This window comes from Streptomyces sp. NH27 (assembly GCF_056859195.1).
In genome coordinates, this window is sequence record NZ_JACEGK010000737.1 from 1 (window position 1) to 2,790 (window position 2,790).

The 2,790-nt window shown below is 74.6% G+C and carries 2 protein-coding genes; both read right to left on the reverse strand.

Translation table 11 applies throughout. The features are described 5' to 3' along the window. Nucleotides 1–2,279, reverse strand: a 2,279-nt coding sequence (locus tag AC13HU_RS35170) for a type I polyketide synthase (RefSeq protein WP_483046059.1), incomplete at its 3' end; no start/stop codon positions are given. Next, nucleotides 2,276–2,790, reverse strand: a 515-nt coding sequence (locus tag AC13HU_RS35175) for an acyl carrier protein (RefSeq protein WP_483046060.1), incomplete at its 5' end; no start/stop codon positions are given. The genes AC13HU_RS35175 and AC13HU_RS35170, both read right to left, overlap by 4 nt.

The window sequence follows — 2,790 nt, forward strand, 5'->3', positions numbered from 1 at the left end:
CACCAGTGGTGGGCTCCGGCGAACGCGTAGGTCGGCAGCGGTACGCGCCGCACGTCCGGTCCGCCGAAGGCCGCCTCCCGGTCCAGCCGAACACCGGAGACGAAGGCGGCGCCCAACTGGCGGGCGAAGGAGGGCAATTGGGCATCGGGGGCGACGGGCAGCGCGATCGTCGCCGGGCCCGATCCCGTCGGGGAGGGTGCGGCCGGCGGTTCGTCGCCGCCGGTGAGCCCGGCGAGCGCCTCTTCCAGGGTGCGGTCGCCGCGCAGATGGGCGGCGGCCCAGCGCCCGGCGCGGCCCTCGCCGACAGCCGTCGTGGGCCGGACCCCGCACGCCTGCCACAGCCAGGCGTGCGCCACGACCACGGCGAACCCGGCGAGCGACGCGTCCTCGTCCGTGGCTCGCGCTCCCGCCGGGTGGAGCAGTTCCGCCAGGGACCGGCCGCCCGCGTACGGGGACAGGACCTCGTCGAGATCGGCGACGGCGTCCCTGAAGGCGGTCCACTGCCAGGGGAGGCGGCCGTGGGAGGGCAGGGCGTTGGCGGCGGGGCCCGAGCAGACCAGCGCGGCCCGGCCGGTGCCCGCGAGCCCCGACCTCACCCAGGGCGACGGCTCTCCGTCGGCCAGCGCCCGAAGCCCCGCCAGGTACTGCCCCCGGTCGGTGCCGACCAGGGCCGCCCGGTGCGCGAACGCGCTGCGTGTCACGGCCAGGGAGTACGCGATGTCCGCGTCGGACCACCGTGCCGGGTGCGCGTCGAGGTGGGCGAGGAGTTTGTGGGCCTGCCTCCGTAGGGCAGTTGGACTCTTCGCGGACAGCAGCCACGGCAGCGGCCGTACGCGGGCGGGCGCGGGCCGCTCCCACGGCGGATGCGCGGGCCGCTCCAGGACGACATGCCCGTTGGTGCCGCCCGCGCCGAGCGCGGTCACCGCAGCCCGTCCGGGCCGGCCCGTTCTCGGCCACGGCAGGGCGGTCGGCACAGGTTGCAGCACACCGCCGGACCGCTCCACCGTCTCCAGCGACGGTACGCAGTTCAGGGTCGCGGGCACGGTGTCGTGCCCGAGGGCGAGCACCGCCTTCATGACGCCCGCCATCCCGGCCGCCGACTGCGGATGCCCCAGGTTGGACTTGATCGAGCCGAACAGCAGCGGTCGCTCCGGCCGCCGTTCCCGGCCGTATACGGCGAGCATCGCCTCCGCCTCCATCGCGTCCCCCAACGGGGTGCCCGTGCCATGCGCCTCGACGTAGTCGACGTCCGCGCCCGGCAGCCCGGCGTCCGCCAACGCGCGCATCATCACCCGCCGTTGGCCCGGGCCGTTGGGCACGGCCAGGCCGTTGCTGGTGCCGTTCTGGCCGACCGCCGACCCGCGCACCAGCGCCAGCACGGGATGCCCGTGCCGCTCGGCGTCCGCCAGCCGTTCCAGCAGCAACACCCCTACTCCCTCGGCCCAGTTGCCGCCGTCGGCCTTCGCCGAGAACGGCTTCGTACGACCGTCCCGCGCGAGAGCGCTGAACCTGCTGTGTTCCAGGAACACATCGGGTACGGCCATCACCGTGACGCCCGCCGCGAGCGCGAGCGAGCACTCGCCCGACAGCAGCGAACGGCGGGCCAGGTGCAGCGCGGACAGGGAGGAGGAGCAGGCGGTGTCGACGGTGAGCGCCGGACCGTGCAGGCCCAGCACGTAGGCGATCCGCCCGGACGCGGCACTGGGCAGGGTGCCGACCGCCAGGTAGTCCGTGCCCTCCTGCGGCCGCTCCCGCCCGCCGTCGGTCCCCGCGTACCCCTGCGGTGTGAGCCCCACGAAGACGCCCGTCGGCGACCCGGCCAGCGTCGACGGATCGATCCCGGCGCGCTCGACGGCCTCCCACGCCGTCTCCAGCAGCAACCGCTGCTGCGGGTCGGTCCCGGCGGCCTCCTCGGGTGTGTAGCCGAAGAACTCCGCGTCGAACGCCGCCGCGCCGGCGAGGAAGCCGCCCTCCCGCACGCTGCACCGGCCCGGGACACCCGGCTCCGGGTCGTACAGGTCGGCCACGTCCCAGCCCCGGTCGGCGGGGAACGGGGAGAGACAGTCCCGTTCCTCCACCAGGGCCCGCCACAGCTCGTCCGGGGTGTCGATGCCGCCGGGCCAGCGGCAGCCCATGCCGATCACCGCCACCGGGTCGGTCCGCCGCGACCGCTCCGCCTCGGCGAGCCGGTCGCTGAGCTCCTCCACCTTCCGGCGCTGCTCCTGGAGCGAGGCGGTGGCCTTGCGCAGGTACTCCCGCAGCTTTGCCTCGTCGTTCATCGCGCTTCCTCCGCCCCCTCCGTGCCGTCGGCGTCGATCAGCGCGAACAGTTCGTCGTCCGTCGCGTCGGCCAGCTCCGAGCCGCCCTCGCCCGCCTGCGCCGGCTCGTCCTCGGCGAGCAGGTCGGTGAGGTGCTCCGCCAGCAGCGTGGGCGTCGGGTGGTCGAAGACCACGCTCACCGGCAACTCCAGACCGGTCTCCGCAACCAGCCGGCGGCGCAGGCCGACCGCCGTCACCGACTCGAACCCCAACTCCTGGAAGGTGCGGTCGGACACGATGGGCTCCGGCGAGTCGTGCCCGAGAGCGACGGCGGCATGCACGCGGACGAGGCTCAGCAACTCGTCGAGCAGGTCGTCCCGGGAGAGTCCGGCGAAGCGGTCCTGGGGCGAGCCGTCGCTGGCTTCCACCGAGTCCGGGACCACGAGTGGGGCAGCGGTCGCCGTCACGGTCACGCTTGATTGCAGCCAGTAGCGTTGGTGTTGGAAGGGGTAGGTGGGGAGGGGTGTGTGGT